18 protein-coding genes and 2 pseudogenes are annotated in these 19,277 nt (G+C 47.8%); 5 read left to right on the top strand and 15 right to left on the bottom strand.

Features of this window, described 5'->3' with window-relative positions:
* Positions 1–46 precede the first annotated feature (46 nt).
* Entirely contained in the window at positions 47–1,387 is a 1,341-nt protein-coding gene (gene tig, locus LHUE1_RS12020) for a trigger factor (RefSeq protein ID WP_049169757.1), read from the bottom strand.
* Between the two features lie 185 nt (positions 1,388–1,572).
* On the bottom strand, positions 1,573–3,309 hold the full coding sequence (locus tag LHUE1_RS12015; RefSeq protein WP_049169756.1) for an ABC transporter ATP-binding protein: 1,737 nt from the start codon (positions 3,307–3,309) through the stop codon (positions 1,573–1,575).
* A 149-nt stretch (positions 3,310–3,458) separates the two neighbouring features.
* Here LHUE1_RS12015 and LHUE1_RS12010 point away from each other — a divergent pair, with 149 nt between their 5' ends.
* From LHUE1_RS12010 to LHUE1_RS11995, 4 genes are all read left to right on the top strand, one after another.
* Positions 3,459–3,842 carry a MerR family transcriptional regulator gene (locus LHUE1_RS12010; protein ID WP_049169755.1) on the top strand — a complete coding sequence of 128 codons (384 nt, stop codon included), beginning with the start codon at positions 3,459–3,461 and terminating at the stop codon, positions 3,840–3,842.
* Positions 3,843–3,904: 62 nt separating this feature from the next.
* The gene (locus tag LHUE1_RS12005; RefSeq protein ID WP_025012906.1) at positions 3,905–4,279 is read left to right on the top strand and encodes a carboxymuconolactone decarboxylase family protein; all 375 of its coding nucleotides are present in this window, start codon (positions 3,905–3,907) and stop codon (positions 4,277–4,279) included.
* Between the two features lie 5 nt (positions 4,280–4,284).
* Positions 4,285–5,010, top strand: a complete 726-nt coding sequence (locus LHUE1_RS12000) for an SIR2 family NAD-dependent protein deacylase (RefSeq protein WP_049169754.1) — start codon at positions 4,285–4,287, stop codon at positions 5,008–5,010.
* An 89-nt stretch (positions 5,011–5,099) separates the two neighbouring features.
* Positions 5,100–5,966, top strand: a complete 867-nt coding sequence (locus LHUE1_RS11995) for a DUF3737 family protein (protein ID WP_277848237.1) — start codon at positions 5,100–5,102, stop codon at positions 5,964–5,966.
* A 409-nt stretch (positions 5,967–6,375) separates the two neighbouring features.
* Here the strand turns inward: LHUE1_RS11995 and tuf are convergent, their stop codons facing one another.
* The 5 genes from tuf to rpsO form a co-directional block, all read right to left on the bottom strand.
* Entirely contained in the window at positions 6,376–7,566 is a 1,191-nt protein-coding gene (gene tuf, locus LHUE1_RS11990; RefSeq protein WP_010488554.1) for an elongation factor Tu, read from the bottom strand.
* A 217-nt stretch (positions 7,567–7,783) separates the two neighbouring features.
* Positions 7,784–8,689, bottom strand: coding sequence for a tetratricopeptide repeat protein (locus LHUE1_RS11985; protein ID WP_049169752.1), 906 nt, complete (start codon positions 8,687–8,689; stop codon positions 7,784–7,786).
* A gap of 83 nt (positions 8,690–8,772) precedes the next feature.
* Complete coding sequence (locus LHUE1_RS11980; RefSeq protein ID WP_047106075.1) at positions 8,773–10,455, bottom strand: ribonuclease J; 1,683 nt, start codon at positions 10,453–10,455, stop codon at positions 8,773–8,775.
* A 311-nt stretch (positions 10,456–10,766) separates the two neighbouring features.
* On the bottom strand, positions 10,767–11,456 hold the full coding sequence (locus tag LHUE1_RS11975) for a hypothetical protein (RefSeq protein WP_277848236.1): 690 nt from the start codon (positions 11,454–11,456) through the stop codon (positions 10,767–10,769).
* Between the two features lie 445 nt (positions 11,457–11,901).
* A complete protein-coding gene (gene rpsO, locus LHUE1_RS11970) occupies positions 11,902–12,171 on the bottom strand; it encodes a 30S ribosomal protein S15 (RefSeq protein ID WP_005685642.1) in 270 nt (89 codons plus the stop codon).
* Between the two features lie 247 nt (positions 12,172–12,418).
* Between rpsO and rpsT the strand changes: the two genes are divergently transcribed.
* Entirely contained in the window at positions 12,419–12,673 is a 255-nt protein-coding gene (gene rpsT, locus LHUE1_RS11965) for a 30S ribosomal protein S20 (protein WP_010488569.1), read from the top strand.
* A gap of 146 nt (positions 12,674–12,819) precedes the next feature.
* Here rpsT and holA read toward each other — a convergent pair whose 3' ends face one another.
* From holA to LHUE1_RS11930, 8 genes and pseudogenes are all read right to left on the bottom strand, one after another.
* Positions 12,820–13,881 carry a DNA polymerase III subunit delta gene (gene holA, locus LHUE1_RS11960; protein ID WP_049169750.1) on the bottom strand — a complete coding sequence of 354 codons (1,062 nt, stop codon included), beginning with the start codon at positions 13,879–13,881 and terminating at the stop codon, positions 12,820–12,822.
* A complete protein-coding gene (locus LHUE1_RS11955; RefSeq protein ID WP_213291541.1) occupies positions 13,868–16,072 on the bottom strand; it encodes a DNA internalization-related competence protein ComEC/Rec2 in 2,205 nt (734 codons plus the stop codon). The genes holA and LHUE1_RS11955 overlap by 14 nt, the downstream gene beginning before the upstream one ends.
* Positions 16,069–16,260, bottom strand: a pseudogene (locus LHUE1_RS14400) (ComEA family DNA-binding protein); the annotation flags it as partial. The gene LHUE1_RS11955 and the pseudogene LHUE1_RS14400, both read right to left, overlap by 4 nt.
* Positions 16,261–16,337: 77 nt before the next feature.
* Positions 16,338–16,731, bottom strand: a pseudogene (locus LHUE1_RS14395) (SLBB domain-containing protein); the annotation flags it as partial.
* Positions 16,732–16,812: 81 nt separating this feature from the next.
* Positions 16,813–17,901 (bottom strand): SepM family pheromone-processing serine protease, encoded by a 1,089-nt coding sequence (locus tag LHUE1_RS11945; RefSeq protein ID WP_049169747.1) that lies wholly within the window; start codon positions 17,899–17,901, stop codon positions 16,813–16,815.
* Positions 17,879–18,382 carry a pantetheine-phosphate adenylyltransferase gene (coaD, locus tag LHUE1_RS11940; protein WP_049169746.1) on the bottom strand — a complete coding sequence of 168 codons (504 nt, stop codon included), beginning with the start codon at positions 18,380–18,382 and terminating at the stop codon, positions 17,879–17,881. Before coaD ends, LHUE1_RS11945 begins: the two co-directional genes overlap by 23 nt.
* Positions 18,375–18,941 carry a 16S rRNA (guanine(966)-N(2))-methyltransferase RsmD gene (rsmD, locus tag LHUE1_RS11935; protein ID WP_049169745.1) on the bottom strand — a complete coding sequence of 189 codons (567 nt, stop codon included), beginning with the start codon at positions 18,939–18,941 and terminating at the stop codon, positions 18,375–18,377. Before rsmD ends, coaD begins: the two co-directional genes overlap by 8 nt.
* Positions 18,928–19,275 carry a YlbG family protein gene (locus LHUE1_RS11930; RefSeq protein ID WP_277848235.1) on the bottom strand — a complete coding sequence of 116 codons (348 nt, stop codon included), beginning with the start codon at positions 19,273–19,275 and terminating at the stop codon, positions 18,928–18,930. Before LHUE1_RS11930 ends, rsmD begins: the two co-directional genes overlap by 14 nt.
* Between the last annotated feature and the right edge of the window lie 2 nt (positions 19,276–19,277).

Genomic DNA, 19,277 nt, shown 5'->3' with positions numbered 1-19,277 from the left:
ACAAAAGAGACGATCAAGGATCGTCTCTTTGACGCGACATTGACACCTATTTATCGGTTTCACTATCAGAATCAGCCTTGTCAGCTTCTTCGTCCTTGGCTGGTTCAACTTCTTTGGCGTTATCCGTAATGATATCAATGGCTTCTTTAACACCGATATCATGCTTCAGCATATCTTCGCTTAAAGCCTGACGAACAGCCTTTTCATCCATGTTGTATTCAGAGGCAAGATTCTTAACCTCTTCCTTAACCTGATCCTCGGTTGGCTGAATATCTTCAGCTTTTACAATCGCTTCAAGAACCAAGTTGGTACGAACACGGGTTTCGGCGTCGGCCTCAAACTGCTTGTGCAAATCAGCTTCGGTCGTACCGGTTAGTTGATAGTACATCTTCGGGTCGATCCCTTGACGTTGCATATTGCCAAGATATTGATCCATTTGGTTATGCACTTCTTGTTCGATCATAGCACTAGGCACTTCTTCGATCGTCGCATTCTCGGTTGCTTTCTTGATTGCCGCTTCCTGCACCGCATTCTTTGCAGCTTCCTTACGCTGATCAGTCAGTTCCTTCTTGATCTTTTGCTTCAATTCATCAAGGGTGTCAACATCCTCATCGAGGTCCTTGGCAAAGTCATCATCAAGCTCTGGCAATTCCTTAACCTTGACTTCATGAATCGTTGTTTTGAATTCTGCGGCTTTGCCAGCAAGATCGGTGGCTTTGTAATCATCCGGGAAGGTCACTTTTACTGTGACTTCATCGCCGGACTTGTGGCCGACAAGCTGTTCTTCAAAGCCAGGAATAAAGGAGTTGGATCCTAATTCCAAGCTATAGTTCTTGGACGAGCCGCCATCGAATTCTTTGCCATCGATGGTGCCGACATAGTCAATGACAACCGTGTCGCCGTTTTCGGCTGCTTTATCGTCCTTGACCACAAGTTCGGCTTGTTGTTCGCGACGCTTTTCCAGTTCAGCGTTAACATCGTCGTCAGATACCTCAACATCTTGCTTAGGCACTTCAACGCCTTTATATTCGCCAAGCTTAACTTCAGGCTTAACCGTGACATTTGCCTTGATAACCCAAGGCTTGCCTTCGTCCATCGACTCAACATCGATCTTCGGCTGGTCGACTGGATCGATCCCGGATTCCTTAACCGCTGCTTCATACGCATCCGGTAACAAAATATTTAACGCGTCTTCATATAATGCCGCGTCACCGTACATCCGCTTGAACACCGTGCGGCTTACTTTGCCTTTTCGGAATCCAGGAACGGTCAGGTTCTTACGAACACGTTGAAACGCCTGGTCTAAACCTTGTTGAATTTTTGGTAAATCGATTTCAAAAGTGAGTTCACCATCATTGGTGCCCTTTTTTTCCCATTTTGCAGACATGCTGTACCTCCGACAATTAGTCTCGCAATTCACATTGCATACTTAATGTATGATACCCGAAACCAGTGGGAATGTAAACGTTGTGCCGGAAAAAGGCGACATTAGATGTTTTTTTTCACATTTAAAACTGGTACATGAGGATCTCACTGGTGGTGTGAACATTTGAGTATCAGGGTTTTGCCTGACTAATTGAACTGCAAATCATAAAGTTCTTTGTAACGACCGTTTTGCGCCATTAACTGTTCGTGATTACCAGCTTCCACAATTTGACCATGCTCTAACACAAGAATTTTATCAGCGTGTCGCACGGTTGAAAGCCTGTGCGCAATCACTAACGACGTCCGGTCGGCCATTAACCGATCGAAGCTGGCTTGTACAAAACGCTCCGACTCATTGTCCAAAGCTGCCGTCGCCTCATCTAGGATGACAACCGGGGCATTTTTCAAAAAGACCCTGGCAATTGCAATTCGTTGCTTCTGGCCGCCAGATAATCGAATCCCGCGCTCGCCTACCTGAGTCGCCAAGCCTTGGGGCAAACTGCGTATAAAATCGGCAATGTTAGCCGCTTCGGCAGCCTGCCAAATCGCCGCCTCGCTGGCAGATGGCGTCCCATATTCAAGATTCTCCTGAATAGTGCCATCGAGCAGAATCACATCTTGCGAAACGATGGCAATCTGTTGGCGTAAACTCATCAGATCCGCCTGGCGCAAATCGATGCCATCCATCAGAATTCGCCCGCCAGTAGGATCATAAAACCGCGCCAATAAATTCGTAATCGTCGTTTTCCCTGCGCCGGAAGAACCCACTAGCGCTACCACTTCTTCTTTATTGATGGCAAAGTTGATGTCGTGCAACACCGGCACATCCTCATCGTAACTGAAGTCAACGTGATCAAACCGAATTTGTTTCTGAAATCGCGGTAAGCGCACGGCGTTTGGCGGCGACACGATTTGCGGTGAAGCGGCCTGCAATGCCTCAATTCGCTCAAATGACACCGTCGCCTGTTGCAATTGTTGAATGAGTCCGGTCAACTGACGAATCGGCGCCTGTAAAATGCCAAGATAAGCGGTATAAGCAACGATCAAGCCGACCGTGAACTGGCCATGCATGACCTGAATAGCACCAAAGCCCAAGATAATCGCCGTTCCTAAATAGTTAACGAAGTCGGTTAACGGCGAAAAGGTTGCACTGAGTTTGGTTGCTTTAAGCTGATAGTCACGGTTGCGCGCATTGGCGTGTTGAAACGTGGTTGCTGTCATTTCCTCGGTTGTAAAACTTTTAATCAATCCAATGCTGGTTAAAGCCTGCTGAATTTGATTATTCATCATCCCGGAGCTTGCCCGCACCTGACGATAAGCAGCCCGAATGCTGCGCACGAAAATATTGTTCAGAACAAATAAAACCGGAAAGGTCAACAAAATCAGTCCGGTCAGTTGCCAATCCTGAACGATCATCAGAACCAGCACCACGACAAAACTGAGCAGACTGCCAAATAATCCCAGCGTATTACTCGAAATTAGCCGCTGCAGCGTATTCACGTCGCTCGTGAGCACCACCATCAGATCACCGGTCTGGCTCGTCTCGAAATACCGCATATCCAAGCCTAACGTGTGCCGAAACAAGTCATCACGCATGCGGGCAATCGCATGTAAACTGACCTGCCCGATCCAATAAGTGCTGAGCCCGCTTAGCAAGCCGGCCACCGCCGTCAGCAATAACGCCAAGGCAATCGCGCCAAGCAGCGTCCCCATGGCGCGTTGGGGAATCACCTGATCAATGACATATTGCGTTATTCGCGGAACCAGATACGAAGCCACGGCTACGCCAACTAATGCCACAATGATACGTAACAATTTACGTTTCATATCCGCCAGCTGGCGCCAGAAAAATGCGATCATTCGCCAAGTTGTTGATTTCGCCAAATGAATGCCCCCCTTTTCCGAAGCTTTATCATATAACAATAATTTTAATTAAGCGATTAAAATGCTCAGGCTTTTATATAAGTGTTGACTAATCTTACGGAAAGTCTCATCATACAACCCAACATGATCTATGAAAGAAGGCTTCACTGATGGGCTACTCGATTGGTAAATTTTCAAAAATGGTTTCACTGTCAATTGATACGTTACGCTACTACGAAAAAGAACACTTAATTGTTCCCGACCGCGATCAAAATAATCGCCGAACCTACACAGACGCCGACCAACGCTGGATTGCCTTCATCAAGCGGTTAAAGGCTACCGGCATGCCCATTAAGGAAATCAAAACGTATGCACGTTTACGTTATCAAGGTAATAGCACGATTGACGAGCGTCTGGAGTTGCTATTCACCCAAAAAGCCCGCTTAACGGCGCAACGACAGGAAATTGATGCCCATATTGCATTCTTGGAAAATAAAATTGCGACGTATCATCAGCTAAAAGCAAAATTGCTAGAAAAGAATTTAAAAAAATGATTGACATGGAGTTAACTCCAGCATTTAGGGTAAAGACATCCTAAATGAAAGAGGTTATGAACATGTCAGAAAAAACACGATTAGAAAATGGTCAGGAAACGCTTGCTCAAGTTGATGGTGCAGCGGCTGCCAACGTCATGCATTCGCTAGCAGATATTGCGCCTGATGTTGGGAAGTATATTTTGGAGTTTGCTTTTAGCGACATTTACAATCGTCCCGGGTTGGATTTAAAGCAACGGGAAATGATTACCCTGACCGCGCTGCTTATCCAAGGTGACACTGCCGATCAACTACAAGTCCATCTCAATGGCGCGCTCAACGTTGGTTTGACCAAAACCGAAATTGTCGAAACTATGATTCATTGCATTCCCTATATCGGCTTCCCTCGGGTACTCAATGGCTTAACTGTTGCGCGGCGCGTTTTCGAAACCAGATGAGCGCCATGAGCCAAAAGCAACGTTTGCAACAGGCAGCAGCGCTGATTCGTCAACATCACCGAATCGTTGCATTTACGGGTGCCGGTATCTCGACTGAATCGGGAATCCCGGATTTGGATGGGATTGATCAAATCTTAAAAAGATCGCATAAATTTGCCGGTAATGTCTTTCGCTTTCTTGACCCGAAAGAGGCGATCGCCGATCCACATGCTTTTTACCAAATGTACCGGCAGACATTTTGCCAACCGCAGGCACGTCCCAATAATGCCCATAAAGCGTTAGTACAACTCGAACAGGCAAAAAAGCTGCTCGGTGTTGTGACGATGAATGTTGACTATCTACATCAAAAAGCCGGAACCCACAATATTGCGGAATACTGGGGTGATGTCCGGCGTAATCATTGCACGATTTGCCATCGCCCCAGTGACTGGCAAAAAACGCCGACCGCTGCCCTCCCGATTTGCCCTAACTGTGGCGGACTTATTTTACCGGATTTCGTTCTAAGGCACTTGGCAACTTATCCAGACGAAATTCGGCACGGCCAGCAAATGCTAGCACAAGCGGACCTATTATTAATCATTGGCACGCGTCAATCCGCCTCAGGTTTTCGGTTGGGTTGCCCCAAAATCGTCATCAATGCATCCCGAGTCTCTATGGAAAACCTGGCAGAGCCAAACACTGTTTATTTATCTGGTAAAGCTGCTGAGATTCTCAGTAGCATCGTAGCTTGAAAAGTCTCAGATCATTGTGTTAACGGTCTGAAAAATGCCGCATGCATCAAATCATTTTCTGGAACCACAAAGAAAGAAGCGAACCTATCATGGTGAATTACAACAATCAATTTTTTCATGGTGAACGTCCCTTATTCGGTCAGGAACATGCCACCATCGTTGGTACAACTTTTGGAAAAGGCGAGTCCCCTCTGAAAGAAAGCCGCCATATCAAGTTAAATCAATCAATTTTTCAATATAAGTATCCTCTGTGGTACAGCCAGCACATTGCAGTGACGAACACCATTTTTGAAACCATGGCTCGATCAGGCATCTGGTATACGGTTGACATCGCGGTTTCGGATAGTGAGATCCAGGCTCCGAAAACTTTTCGCCGGAGTCAGGATATTCGTCTAAAAAACGTCCATTTTTCCGATGCAAGTGAAAGTTTGTGGAACTGCGATCACATCAGCCTCGACCATGTGCAGGCAAGTGGCAACTATTTCGGCATGAACAGCTCGAACATCGTCGCCGACCATCTCAATTTGATTGGTGATTACGCCTTTGATGGTGCCAAAAACGTCGAGATGCATCATTCCACACTTGTGGCTAAAGATGCGTTTTGGAACTCTGAAAATGTCACCATTTACGACTCCACCATCAACGGCAATTACCTCGGCTGGAATGCCAAGAACCTGACACTCATCAACTGCACCATCGAGAGCAATCAGGGATTGTGTTATATCGATCATTTAACCATGAAGAACTGCGCGCTGCTCCATTCCGATCTGGTTTTTGAATACAGCACCAATATTGATGCGGATATTTGCTCCGATATTATCAGTGTCAAAAATCCAGGCAGTGGCAGTATTCGGGCACATTCTATCGGTAAAACCATTTTGGAAGCTGATAAAATCGAACCTGAAAAAACGCAGATCACATTGGCGGAGCCTAGCGAAACGAAGCAGTCTGCCTAAAGGTAATCTGACTAACTTCGGGGATTTGAGCAAGTCGTCCTCTATGAGCAGTGGCAGCCAATCAATCGTATTAAAAAATCTCAAGTCTTACTCGGCTTGAGATTTTTTTGGTTGTTTGAAATAGGCATTTTTTCGCTAGCGTAAGAGTTTGCGTGTGAAGGCTTGTGGGCGTCACGTCCATAGATACGTTAAAAGGAGCTATTCTGTTTGAGGCAATTAAGTATCTTACGTGCGCTTTCTATAACGCGCTCACTGGCGCAGGAGCCTGCGTGTAAGGACCTTGGGCGCAATGGCCAAAAACGCCATCACGTCCAAGGCCGCTTACACTCCGGTTTCTAACCGGGCTGGTTCACGCTCAAACAAAAAAGCCCACAAGCAAGCTTGCGGACTTTAAACGTTTATTCAGAAATTAGTCAAGAATTTCGGAAACAACGCCGGCGCCAACAGTACGACCGCCTTCACGAACGGTGAACTTGGTACCTTTTTCGATAGCAACCGGAGCAATCAGGTCAACTTCGAAAGTAACGTTATCGCCAGGCATAACCATTTCAACGCCTTCTGGCAATTCGATCACACCGGTAACATCGGTGGTGTGGAAGTAGAACTGTGGACGATAGTTGGAGAAGAATGGCGTATGACGGCCACCTTCTTCTTTTGTCAGGATATAAACTTCACCCTTGAACTTGTTGTGCAACTGGATGGAACCTGGCTTTGCCAGAACCTGACCACGTTCAACTTGGTCACGGTTGATCCCACGAAGCAGAACACCAACGTTATCGCCGGCTTCACCAAGATCCAAGGTCTTACGGAACATTTCAAGACCCGTAACGGTGGACTTGAGAACATCTGGCTTCAAGCCGATGATTTCAACTTCGTCGCCGACCTTAACGGTACCACGATCGATACGGCCAGAAGCAACAGTACCACGACCAGTGATGGTGAAGACATCTTCGACAGGCATCAAGAATGGCTTGTCGGTTTCACGAACTGGGGTTGGAATATATTCGTCGATGGTATCCATCAATTCCATGATAACCTTTTCCTGTTCCTTATCGCCTTCAAGTGCTTTCAAGGCAGAACCACGGAGGACAGGAATATCATCACCAGGATAATCGTATTCGCTGAGGAGTTCCCGAACTTCCATTTCAACCAAGTCGATCAATTCTGGATCATCAACCAAGTCAGTCTTGTTCAGGAATACAACGATGTAATCAACACCAACCTGACGTGCCAACAGAATGTGTTCACGTGTTTGTGGCATTGGACCATCAGTTGCGGCAACGACCAGAATCGCACCGTCCATCTGCGCAGCACCGGTGATCATGTTCTTAACGTAGTCAGCATGCCCTGGTGCATCGATATGTGCATAGTGGCGCTTTTCCGTTTCATATTCAACGTGGGCGGTGTTGATGGTGATGCCACGTTCTTTTTCTTCTGGTGCAGCATCAATCGAAGCATAGTCCTGCGCTTTGGCAAGGCCTTTCTCCGCCAATACTTTGGTAATAGCCGCGGTCAATGTTGTTTTACCGTGGTCAACGTGCCCGATCGTACCAATGTTTACGTGGGGCTTTGTGCGTTCATAGTGTTCTTTTTCAGCCATGAAAAAACGAACCTCCTGTATTTTTCGTAAGAATACAGGATACGTTTGTGTACCCTGATAATCCTTTACGTTTAAGTGTACTACATTTGAGCGTAAATACCAAAACAAATATCTACGCTGGAAATGAATTCCAGCAATGAGTATACATGGTCATTTTCACTTTGTAAACAGATAGCGTCAAGTTTCTTTCATTTACAGTGAAAACGTGTCATTTCGCCTATTCAGACAATTTCGCTGTTTCGGCCGCTTGCCAAGCGAAAAGTTTGTCAAAGTTGGTTGCTTTTCCCTGATGATGATCAAGATACGCCTGCACAAAAGCCGCCTGATCCGGAATCAAACGTTCGATATCCGGATACAAAAAAGCGACTTGCACTCGCGCCATCTGGACAAGCGCCTTGCCTAATTCCTGATCGTCGTCGCCCAGTGCATCCTGAAGCCGCGCCAGAATTTGCGGTCCCGCTTTTTCCTCCGCCATTCCCGGTAGTTCACTGGGAATCAGTGTCTCCTGCCGATCGTAGGCTTGATACTGCACCGGCTGATCATACCCGACATTTGTCAGCAAATCTAACAACGAGACGCGCATGGCAACCGGCACTGACAGGTCCGTCAGATCAGGTACCGCGGCTTCAATCAGCTTTGCTTTTGGCAGAAGTCCGATCTGGCTGAACAGATCTTGTTGTTCTTGCCGTGAAAAGCCGCCCAAATGGCTTAGTTTTCTCACCAAGTCTGCAATTTGTTCGCCTCGCTGCTTTAAGACCACTTCTTCAGCCTTTTCGATTTGTTTCAGAAAATGTTGCCGCCGCTCCGGCTCCAGCTCCCGCAACATCGTCCGCGCCATGACGAAATTCAATGTACCCAGCCAGGCATCCAGTGCCAGTTGAGTGTCTGCATCGGTTTCTAAAAATGTCTTGTAATGCGGCAGGATCACATTGAGACTTTCATGATATTGCTTAAGTCCGTTCAGACTGGCCGCTAATGGCCGGGCAGTGGCAAAATTCTGTTCCACCTCATAGGCCTTTTCAAGATGTGCGGCTGCCGAGGCAAAGTTGCCTTTTTGCAGAGCTTTCTCACCAATAACAAAGTGGCGATTTTCGTTATCCGGTAATGATACCATCTTTGCCATACGATCCTCCTATCTTGCCGATAATCACTTGTCTCTAAGCTAAACAAAAAAATCCGGATATCGTTCCGAATTTTTTTACTTAGCTATTGGCGCTTGGCACTATTTTGGTTAACTTCCATGATCACCGGTAAAATCACGGGACGTCGCTTGGTTTGCTCAAACAAGAAGCGGCTGAGCTTATCGCGAACATCCTGTTTAAGATGAGTCCAATCAAACTCCTTGTTATCGAGATTCTTTTGAACCGTTTCTGTGACCAAAGTGCCACTTTCTGCAAGCAAATCACGGCTGGTTTTCAGATAAACGAATCCCCGACTGGTTACTTTAGGCGTGGAAACAACCCGCTTTTTCTTGCGGTCAATCGTGACGACGGCAATAAAAATGCCATCTTCGGCAAGCATTTTACGATCGCGCAGGACGATGTTACCAATGTCGCCAACGCCAATGCCATCGATCATGGTGTTGCCGGCATTGACATGACCGGAAGCATTCATCTGGCCTTTTTCATAGCGTAAAATATCCCCCATGCCGACAATAAAGATATTTGCTAACGGGATTCCGGCTTCATGCGCGATTTCAGCATGCGCCGCCAACAGCCGATACTCGCCTTGCACCGGTATCAGATATTCCGGCTTCAGCAGGTCGATCATCAATTGAAGATCGTTCTTATAAGCATGGCCGGAGGAATGAATATCATCGCCCAAAACCTTAACGTCACCACCAGCGCGATAAATCATATCTTTTGTCCGCGCTGCCATGGTTTCCATCGCATGAGCAATGGTTGTCGTGATGAAGACGAGATCGCCGTCATGAATGTGGATGAGACGGTGGCGTGATGTTGCCATTCGTTGCAGCGACTTCATCGGTTCGCCCATCCGGCCAGTTTCAAGAATGACGGTTTTTTCTGGCGCTAACGCCTTTAATTCCTTGGTTTTTGCTAAAATATCGTCATTAGGCAGCTTGATATAGCCTAAGCGAATAGCCGTCTTAACCACCTTTTCGACATCGCGCCCGGTCAAGACAACCCGGCGACCGAGTGATGCGGCGGCATTAATGACTTGCTGAATCCGCTGAATGTTGCTGGCAACCCCTGCCACAATAATCCGGCCATCCTGATATTCAAATGTTTCTTTGATATGGTCGTATATTTCATGCTCATTGGCATTCGGATAAGGCGATTCCGCATTGGCTGAGTCTGACAGCAACGCGAGAACCTTCTTGTTGCCAATTTGTGCCAGCCGTGACCAGTCCGTTTGATACATCGGCGTCGCACTAGGGTCAAACTTAAAGTCCCCAGTGTAGACAATCTGGCCTTCGCTGGTTTCAATATCAATCCCCAATGAACCCGGAATACTATGCGTAGTCTTAAAGAACGACACAGACACATCGCCAAAATCGATCACGGACTTTTCGTCAATGACATGAAAATCCTTAAATTTCTTGGCCTGACTGTCATGCTGCATAAAGACTTTGGCCATGGCAATCGTCAATTCCGATCCAAAAACCGGAACCGGATGATCTACCAGAAAATACGGCAGCGCCCCAACAGCATCTGCATGCCCGTGACTCAGGAAAATACCGGCAATACGGTCAGCATTTTCGGTTAAGTAGCTAAAATCGGGAATGACAACATCAATTCCCAGTAACTCATTATCAGGATATTTCAATCCAAAATCGCATACAAAAATTTGGTCGTCAACTTCGACGGCGTACATGTTTTTTCCGTTTTCACGTACCCCACCAAGAGCGACCAGATTGATCTTCGTCATGGTTTCACCTCGTGGTTAAATTATGGAAGCATCGTTGACAACCGTGCGTTGCAACATGCTTCCGCCGAATAAATTCTGCTACCAGTGTAACACACGAAGCGTTGAAAACCTATAGAACCGACATTGCCGGCACCTGATCCAATGATGTTTGAATGCAAAATGCCTCCCTAAACTGCCGGCCTAGCAACGTTTGATGAGCTGGTAGCAAGTCAGCGAGCTGCATAAGACGGATTTATTCGAACAGGCATGTAACGTGACTAGTAGCGTTCTTTTTTCAATGGTCGTTTTTAGTTGCTTGTACTGCCATCCATTCACACTTCGTCGGCAAAGAACCTGCGGACAGTTGCCTGATTTTGCTTGGCCGTTTCAAGTGCAGCCTGGTAACCGGCATCGCTAGTTTGTGCGGCATCCAAATGGTACTCGGCGACTTCGCGGCCATTCGCTAAAACCACGGCAACTTCAGGCGAACTGCCAGCAGCAAATTGTTGCCCATGATCAAGCGCCATGACTGCCAAAGCCGCGCGATCGGTTACTGGGCCAAACCCGACACCGTGAGCATGCGGCAGCAGATTAACTAACCAAGTGCGCAAGTCAGCTGGTTGTATTTTTTGATCAGGCACCGTTAAAAACGCCGCTTCGCCCAAGGACCAAAAGTCCAGAGATGTGCCAGCAGGTTTGCGAATTAAAGTCAACGGGAAAGTCTTGCGTGGCCGGTTGACATCATCAGATGAAAACGACGTTACCATTGCTTTAAGCGAGCCTGGCAGTATAGACGTGTTCACGTCAAATCCGAGCAAGCGTTTAGCGATCAGCCGGATTAATTGCACAATTGCCGGATCAATTTGGGACGTGATAACTTGATCCGGCTCATCTCGAGTCACGGCAACAAATGCCCATTTGCCGCTTATGCCCGCAAGTACCCAAGCACTGTTTGGAGTGACCCCCAAAACGGTGACCCGTAATAGTTGATTTTGGTAGCGCTGACGGTACTCCTCATACATATTCGCCCATCCCCTTAGGTAGTTTGTCTAGCCGTTACGTTGGTTATAGCATTTTGACCTAGGAATATCCAAGATGATATCAGGCGCTTATGGGTGCAGGAGCCTGCGTGTGAGGATCTTGGGCGCAATGGTCAAAAACTGCCATCGGGGAAAAGTGTTCTATTCAAGGCCTGGTACGATACCCTTCTTCTGCTCTCTATAACGCGTTCACTGACGCAGGAGCCTGCGTGTAAGGACCTCAAGGCTAAATGGCCAAAACCGCACTTTCCCTTGCTACTACCATAACGCGTTCACCAGCCCAGAAACCTGCACATAAGGACCTCGAACCTTAATGGCAAAGCCCAGCCATTAAGGTTCGAGGCCGCTTATGCTCCGGTTTCTAACCGGGCTGGTTCACGCTCACACCAAAAAAGGCCGCCTCAACAGGCGACCTTTGGTGAATAGCTTAACGACGCAGGCCTAATGACTTGATTAAGTCACGGTAGCGGATGATATCTTTGTTACGCAGGTAAGCCAGCAAGTTACGACGATGGCCGATTTTCTTCATCAGGCCGACGTAGCTGTGATGATCTTTCTTGTGAACGGACAAGTGATCGTTTAATGCCAGAATTTCTGCTGTCAAAACCGCGATCTGAACCTCTGGTGAACCAGTGTCACCATCATGTCGTGCATATTGCTTAATGATTTCGTTCTTTTGAGTTTGGTCAATTGCCAATGTTGTGTACCACCTTTCTGAATATTGCCTGAAACTGAGTAAAGCGTCGGTGGATCGCAAAACTAAGTATCGGGTTCAAAGTACTGTCTAACTTTACCGGAGTTGACCGGCGATTGCAAGTCATTTTAGCTATCAAGCAATTTTCCTTTACAAGTTTTTATTGCATTGGCTGCTTGGCTTCTGTATAATAGCGTCTGTTGAAACTTATGCAGTTTTATCATAATCCACTGTTGGAGGTGAACATCTCATGCCACAAATCAAATCTGCAATCAAGCGTGTTAAGACACAAGAAGCCGCTCGCGAACGCAACATCGCTCAGTTGAACGCAATGCGTACTGCTGTTAAGAAGTTCAAGAGTGCAACCGAACAAAATGCTGACAACAGTCAGGATCTTTACAAGGCAGCAACTCGTGCCATCGACATGGCAAACAGCAAGGGCCTCATCAAAAAGAACAAGGCCGGCCGCGATAAGAGCCGTCTTTCAGCCCTACTCAACAAGTAATCAAGGCGTTAAGCCAATTTAAAACAGCTACCGCGTGTTTTGCGACACGTGGTAGCTGTTTTTTGATGTCCAAGTATTTGACCAACTGATGACGACCATTACCCTAACAAACAAGCCGCGGTATTTAGCGACCACTCATCGCCCGGTTAACGTACTGATTGACGCTGATTACCACGATGCCCAGCCGATGACTGTCCCGTATATTTAAGCATAAAAAGTTCAAACGCCAATTCCTTATCAATGGTTCCGGTTTTCATAGCTGTCTCGGTATCAACCAAACCACTATAAGCCTGCGTTAGCTGTTGGTAAGGCAATCGATCAACTTGTCGCAACGCCAACTTGACGCGATAAGGATGCGCCTTAAGCGTTGTGGCAATGTTCCCCTGGCCATACCCTTTTTGAGCCAACAGCTTAACTTGCAGTAATAAACGAAATTGGCCAAGCATCAAGGCATTCAACCGAATCGGCTCTTCTCGCTGGGCAAGCAGATCCCGGTACAATGCCAAAGCATCCGCTGCATGTTTGCGTAACACATCCGTTACCAAATCAAAGACTCGGTCATTGAGTTGCTTGGGTACGAGTGCCGAGACCGCCGCAACAGTTAGCGGGCTACCATCGCTGGCGTAGGTCAAAAGTTTGCGCACTTCTCCCATCATGATGGAATATTGGCCATTCGTGCGCTGCACAAGTGTGTCCAGTGCCGGAGCTTCAATGCTAACTTTATGTTGCTTGAAAATTTGCGCCAGTGCCATGCGGGCAGCGTGTTCATCAAGTGGCGCCGCATCAACGATCAATGCCGACTTTTTCAGTGCTTTCGTCAGTCGCTTACGTTCATCCAACTTTTTGTAAGGTGCCACCAATACCATCATGGTTGACGGGACAGGATTTTCAAAATAGGTCTGTAATCCGGCAAGGTCATGATCAATTTTATCCGTACTCTTCTCGCCGGTTAAAAAGTAAGGCGCGTCAATCACTACTTCTCGATAGTCCCCGAAAAACGGCATCGAAGTAGCGTCGTCTAAAGCCACGCCAACAGGTGTCTGATGCATATCGTAACGGCCAAAATTCATTGCCTTTTGATCTTCGGGAATCATGTTGGCAATTGCTTGTTGGGCCTGTTCGCGCAGTGCCTGTTCTTCGCCAAGAATAAGCGTCAGTGGCGGACGATCACCATTTTTTAGATGTTTGATAAAATCACGGACCTGCATGTGACTTGGACTCCTTTATTTTTAACCAACCGAATAATTCGTCTTCTTGGCGATAGGGGCTTGATTCAACCCATATCATCCCCTGCTCATGCGTGCTTACCACTGGCACGCCGGCCTTGGCAAACGTCTCAAGTGTCTCCCGATGCGGGTGACCATAGCGATTGGCAACTCCTGCAGAAATTAACGCTGCCTTTAAATCTAAACTTGCAACAACCGCGGGATCACTGGAAGTTTTTGAACCGTGATGCCCTGCTTTTAAAAAATCGGCCTTAAGTTGGCGCGGTAAAACTTGTGACCTTTCAATCGTCTGATCAGCATCACCGGTAAACAACCAGTTACTTTTGCCTATTTTACCATAGAGCACAATCGAATCGGCGTTCTTATCTTGCGGATTGGGGCGCGCATCTACCGTCGGCCAGAGCACCTGAAATTGTAACGGGCCCACCTGAAGCTGCTGATCAGCCGTAACAACCTGCATCGTTCCCACCCGCTGTCGAACCTTACGAATCATGGGATGGCTCTGCGCGGTTGGCGTCGTAATTAGGCGACTGATCGGCATGAGTTGCGCCAGTAACGGGGCATCCCCCAGATGATCCATATGCGGATGGGTCACGACCAATGTATTTAAACGCGCATATCCGCGCGCATGCAGGTAGGGAACAATTGCTCGGCTAACAGGTGGATGACTGGTTTGGCCAAAGATTCGTCCGCCAGTATCAATCAACATCACGCCACGGCGAAAAGGCGCTTCGATTAAAATAGCGTCCCCTTGCCCCACATCAAACATCACGACCCGATAATTCGGTTGATACCAGCACCACGCCAGCACAACCAAAAACCAGCTAATGGCGAGTGGCCACTTCAGCCGAGTAATAACAATGGCCATCACAAGCACACCGGCAACAGCTAACCAACTAGGAAAAGCACCGATGATCATTTGTCCCGGCAGTCGGCTCAGTCCGATCAACACGGTTTCTAACAGCTGGAGGGCATCATTGAAAAGGCGTGTCACCCCCGAATGTGGCAATGCCAAAGCCACAACCAAACCGGGCATAATCGCCAATTCAAAAATTGGCATCAATAACCAATTAAAAATCACTGTCAGCACATTAAAGCTAAACGTATGCCAGGCAATAACCGGCATGCCGGCCAGAACCAACCGCCAATTCAGTTGCCATTTACGCATGGTCGGCAAACTAATGAGTAAACCGGTCATTAAATAAGTCAGCTGCCCACCCATCGTCATTAAAATTCGCGGCTGCCAGATTAAATTCACCATCAGCACCATGCCAAATAAATCTAGACCGGTAAAGCCTAACTGAAGATAGCGATTAACGATCCCGGCTAGTCGCATCCAGACAGCACGCCACAAGCCTGCCCCCAATGGCAACAAGAGCAATAAAAGCGGCAACAAGCCCATCAGCGCCAAATCAACAACGCCCTGAGGTATCCGAAGCCGGGCAGCAAACCAGTATAGCGCGGCGACTAATGCGAACAGATGTAATCCGGATATGGAAAAAAGGTGGAAAACACCTAAATCGACAAACGCCTGCCGCTGGGTCATAAAGTCATCATCCATTTGTCCTAGCAATAGTCCCTTGGCATATTGGCGTACCTTAGGCGGCAACTGGGCAAAATAAGCAAAGATCTTGACACGCCACCCGTCAATAACATCCTGCAGTTGCTGTTTTTGCTGAAACGAAAAATCTAAGGTTGGTTTAACTAATTCATAAGCAAGTTGCCGACTCTGCCACGCGTAAGTTGCATAATCAAATTCATATTGATTGCGCGCCGGAGCTAGGCGTGTCACTTCGTAAGCACCCTCTAGCCGCACGGGCTGGTCATTCGTTGCCAATTTGCTGGCGACCGCTTGGGAGACCGTACCACGACCGCTGACACTGACGCCGTTAGCCGCCCGACCGATAAAACTAACATACCCCTCTTTAAGTTTAATAGCCGAAGCCGGAATAGCGATACTGCCATGTGGCTGGGGCGGATGGCGCCACTGAAGGACATCCATAACGCCGCGTCCCAACCCAATCACGAAAAACAAACCAACACAAATAGAAATCGTTCGATCCGTTTTAATAATCAGCCAAATGACCAATAACCCCGTCACCCACCAAAACCCGATTCCGCCCATGATACCGGCAAGTAAAGCAACTGTCACCAAAATAAGCCGGCCGCTCATGGCCCCAGCGTAAACTGCGGAGCCAAAGTTTCAAACGTTTTATCGCCGATTCCCGGCACTTCCTTGAGCTCGGCAATCTCTTTGAAACCGCCATGACTATCCCGATAATTAATAATATCAGCGGCTTTTTTCGGTCCGATCCCGCTAATCGTTTGCAGCTGGGTCGCATCTGCTTTATTGAGATCAACAGCACCGCCGCCACCAGCGGCTTGAGCCTTCGCTTCGCCGCTTGAAGCAACCCCGGAAGTTGCCGTAGCGACCGGTGCAGCAACCGTCTCCCCTTTTTCCGGTACATGCAGGCTTTCCTGATCACTGGCAATTTTGGCTAAATTAACCTGTTGCATATCGGCATTGGCGGTCAGTCCGCCGGCAGCTTTAACGACCTCGTCCCACCGTGTGTTTTCCCTAACCGGATAAATACCAGGCCGCAAGACTGCCCCTTTGAGATGCACAAATCCTTGCGATGGCCGACTGCGACTGCTTGCACTACCGGAAGACCGGGACATCATCACCTGCGAACTGCCGCTAGCACGCCCACTCTCGGACAGCGGTTGGTTAGCCGAACTACCTTGAGCCTGTTGCCAAAAAAAGAAGCCGCCAATGACGATAATCAAAGGCGCGTACCAATATGTTTTGAGCCAATACGTCAGTGTCGTCATTTTTCTCACCTCGACAACACATTACGCAAGCCATTAAAAAAGAACTGCCAAACTGACAGTTCTCGTTTTAAAATCATGACGTTACTTGGCGGTTTTCGAATAATTTTCCATATACCGAATCACATCGCTTAAAGTCTTGACCGGTACGATTTTCATCTTGGTCTTAATTTGCTTAGCCGTCTGCACCGCTTCCGTATAGTTGTTGACATAATTTGGATCATAGTGCTTCAACTTTTTGGTGGCAGGCTGATTCGGAGCAAAGAAAACTTTGGACCCCTTGGCATCCGCGGCGACCACTTTCTTATCAATGCCGCCGATTTGGCCAACGTGACCAGCTGGATCGATGGTGCCGGTTCCGGCAATCACGTGTCCGCGGCGCAAATTCTGATGGGTGATCTGCGTATAGATCTGCAAGGCAAACATGGTGCCGGCACTCGGGCCGCCGATATTCCCCGCATCAATCTTAACCTTAGGATCACTCGTGACTGCTGTGTTTTCGGTCAGCGTAATGCCAATGCCGGCGCGCTTTGTCTGTGGCAAGCGAATCAACTTCGCCGTGGCCTGTTTGGTCTTACCTTGATGTTGATACGTCAGCGTAATGGCCGTGCCCACTTTTTGCGATTTAATTGCGTTCACATAAGCGTCGGCAGTTTTATATGATTTACCATTTAATTTGGTAATGGTGTCACCGAGAGCCAATTTCCCCTTGAAGGGTGACTGCGGTAAAATCGACATCACATAAATGCCGCGATGGTGAATCTGATACGGTTTCTTGGCAGCTTTGAACGCTGCTGCAACCGCATTATTGGCAGCACTTTTCATATAATAGGCCTGCAATTGATCATATTCGGCGCTACTGTCATTGCCCATTAAATCTTGCTTGGAGACAATATCGGTGTGGGCCTGCGTTTTGCTAAACAGTAATAACGCGGGTGAGGCGGGACCGACCACGCCCACCGTCGTTAACATGTAACTTCCCTTGGCATTGTCTTTACTGCCGGTGACCTTAACATAAGGCTTCAACGACTCCGCCGAGCCCGGTACTTCCAGATAATAGTTGGTCGGGAAGAAAAGAAGCGCAGCTAGCACGATAACGCCAACCAAAATACCAATGAGCCACCGCCAGCGTTTTTTCTGTTTTAACCGATTAATTGGCTTGATGAGGCTCACCTAGTTTCTTGTATAAGGCTTTTTCAACTGGCGCCGGCACAAACCGATGAATGTCGCCACCAAACGCCGCGACTTCCTTGATAATCGTACTGGACAAGGCGTCGTATTGCTTATCCGCGAGCAAAAAGACTGTTTCAATCTGACTGTCCAAGTCATGATTGACCGTGGCAATATCAGCCTCATAGCCGAAGTCCGCAACGTTGCGAATGCCGCGAATAATAAACTGGGCACCAATTGATTTGGCAAATTCAACTGTCAAACGCCTAGGTGCCGCTACTGCTTTGACATTTGGCAAGTCGGCAGTACTAACCGCGATCAATGCCAATTTTTCATCACTTGAGAAAAGTGCCTTCTTGCTGGTATTCGTCATCGCCGCTACGACCACTTCATCAAACAAGCGACTAGCCCGCAAAACGGTATCCAAATGACCATTCGTAAACGGATCAAAGCTGCCAGGAAATACTGCGATTTTTTTAGTCATGATCTTCCTCGTTTCGCTCTAAAATCAAAACCTGTGCCACGCCATAAGTCTGGCGCCGCAGTTTGGTGTATCCGGGAATGACCTCAGGATAAACGACATCCAGTCCGGTTTCAACCAAGACCCGGCCTCCGGGTACCAAGAGATCACCACTGACAAACGCAGCTAACTGGGCGATCACATGTTGTTGCGCATAAGGCGGATCCATCAAAATGAGATCAAACGACTGACCCGCGGCAGTAAAATGTTCAATTGCTTTGTTAACCGACATCTTTAAGACCGTAAAATTTTCGGAATGTTTGGTGAGTGCCACATTGGCGTTGATCGTTTTGATCGCCGCGTATTGACGATCCACTAACACGGCATCGTGCATCCCGCGTGACACCGCTTCGATTCCCAGTGCCCCGGTGCCTGCATATAAATCAAGGGCATGACCGCCATCAAAATATGGTCCGAGCATATTAAACATGGATTCTTTAACTTTATCGGCTGTCGGTCGCGTCTGGTTACCCGGAACCGCGTTCAGCCGCAAGCCGCGAAAGGCCCCGCTAATGACTCGCATGATGATCCCCTTTTGGCTTGTCAATTGTCATCCGGTCGCGCCGCCGCTGTTTTGCTTTGGTTTCCAGATCTTCTTCTGTCGGTTTGGATTTACCGATATCGCTGCCGAACTCGGTTTTTAATTCCGGACGATGCGACGGTTCGACACGTTTGACAAACCGCAACTTACTTAATTTATTGCTCGCTGCCGTAATTTCGTCGCGATCCATATACAAATAAACATATTTCATGCGCCGCGAAACATACATAATGGTGCCGTAACGCCGCAGCGTCTTAAGTTGCTTAAGTGAATACACCCAAACAACTAGGCCCTGCCGCTGTTTCATTGAAAACATGC

Source organism: Lacticaseibacillus huelsenbergensis (assembly GCF_029726355.1).
Classification (GTDB): domain Bacteria; phylum Bacillota; class Bacilli; order Lactobacillales; family Lactobacillaceae; genus Lacticaseibacillus; species Lacticaseibacillus casei.
Note: the sequence above shows the minus strand (reverse complement) of the source record. Positions and strands in the feature narration are given on the sequence as shown.

Excerpts from the sequence above, each read along its gene's own strand:
- LHUE1_RS11980 (WP_047106075.1), bottom strand. The coding sequence starts at position 10,455 with ATGACGAAGATCAATCTGGTCGCTCTTGGTGGGGTACGTGAAAACGGA.
- LHUE1_RS11975 (WP_277848236.1), bottom strand. The coding sequence starts at position 11,456 with ATGTATGAGGAGTACCGTCAGCGCTACCAAAATCAACTATTACGGGTC.
- tuf (WP_010488554.1), bottom strand. The coding sequence starts at position 7,566 with ATGGCTGAAAAAGAACACTATGAACGCACAAAGCCCCACGTAAACATT.
- LHUE1_RS12000 (WP_049169754.1), top strand. The coding sequence starts at position 4,285 with ATGAGCCAAAAGCAACGTTTGCAACAGGCAGCAGCGCTGATTCGTCAA.
- LHUE1_RS12010 (WP_049169755.1), top strand. The coding sequence starts at position 3,459 with ATGGGCTACTCGATTGGTAAATTTTCAAAAATGGTTTCACTGTCAATT.
- LHUE1_RS11995 (WP_277848237.1), top strand. The coding sequence starts at position 5,100 with ATGGTGAATTACAACAATCAATTTTTTCATGGTGAACGTCCCTTATTC.
- tig (WP_049169757.1), bottom strand. The coding sequence starts at position 1,387 with ATGTCTGCAAAATGGGAAAAAAAGGGCACCAATGATGGTGAACTCACT.
- LHUE1_RS12005 (WP_025012906.1), top strand. The coding sequence starts at position 3,905 with ATGTCAGAAAAAACACGATTAGAAAATGGTCAGGAAACGCTTGCTCAA.
- holA (WP_049169750.1), bottom strand. The coding sequence starts at position 13,881 with ATGCAGGTCCGTGATTTTATCAAACATCTAAAAAATGGTGATCGTCCG.
- coaD (WP_049169746.1), bottom strand. The coding sequence starts at position 18,382 with ATGACTAAAAAAATCGCAGTATTTCCTGGCAGCTTTGATCCGTTTACG.
- LHUE1_RS11955 (WP_213291541.1), bottom strand. The coding sequence starts at position 16,072 with ATGAGCGGCCGGCTTATTTTGGTGACAGTTGCTTTACTTGCCGGTATC.
- rpsT (WP_010488569.1), top strand. The coding sequence starts at position 12,419 with ATGCCACAAATCAAATCTGCAATCAAGCGTGTTAAGACACAAGAAGCC.
- LHUE1_RS11930 (WP_277848235.1), bottom strand. The coding sequence starts at position 19,275 with ATGTTTTCAATGAAACAGCGGCAGGGCCTAGTTGTTTGGGTGTATTCA.
- rsmD (WP_049169745.1), bottom strand. The coding sequence starts at position 18,941 with ATGCGAGTCATTAGCGGGGCCTTTCGCGGCTTGCGGCTGAACGCGGTT.
- LHUE1_RS11985 (WP_049169752.1), bottom strand. The coding sequence starts at position 8,689 with ATGGCAAAGATGGTATCATTACCGGATAACGAAAATCGCCACTTTGTT.